Raw genomic sequence first — 504 nt, forward strand, 5'->3', positions numbered from 1 at the left:
ATCCAGCCCGGGCTGACGGCATTGACCCGTACTTCCGGCCCGAGGCTGATAGCCAACGCGTGGGTCAGGGCCAGCAAACCGCCCTTGCTCGCCGCATAGGCTTCGGTGTCCGGTTCCGACTGGCGTGCCCGGGTCGACGCCAGGTTGACGATGGCGCCGCCGTGGGCCCGCAGGTAGGGCGCACAGTGCTTGGCCAGCAACATGGGACCACTGAGGTTCACCGCCAGTACACGATTCCAGTAAGCCAGGTCGAGACTTTCCAGGGTGATGTTGCGCGGGTCAGCCACGGCAGCATTGCACACCAGCGCATCCAGGCGCCCGAACTGGCCAAGCACCTCGGCCACGCCCTGGGCAACCTGCCGCTCATCGGCCACGTCCATGGTAATAAACCAGGCGTTGTCGCCGAGCACCTTGGACACCTTGGAACCGCGCTCACGGTCCAGGTCCGTCAATACCACCTGCCAGCCTTCGCTGATCAACCAGGCGGCAATCCCCAGGCCGATG

1 protein-coding gene is annotated in these 504 nt (G+C 65.3%); it reads right to left on the minus strand.

The genetic code is table 11. From position 1 onward, the window contains the following. Positions 1-503: SDR family oxidoreductase (locus HX846_RS38710; RefSeq protein WP_256740563.1), on the minus strand; the 503-nt coding region annotated here is incomplete at its 3' end. Between the last annotated feature and the right edge of the window lies 1 nt (position 504).

This window comes from Pseudomonas sp. K5002 (genome assembly GCF_013386655.1).
In the GTDB taxonomy this organism is placed as follows: Bacteria; Pseudomonadota; Gammaproteobacteria; order Pseudomonadales; family Pseudomonadaceae; genus Aquipseudomonas.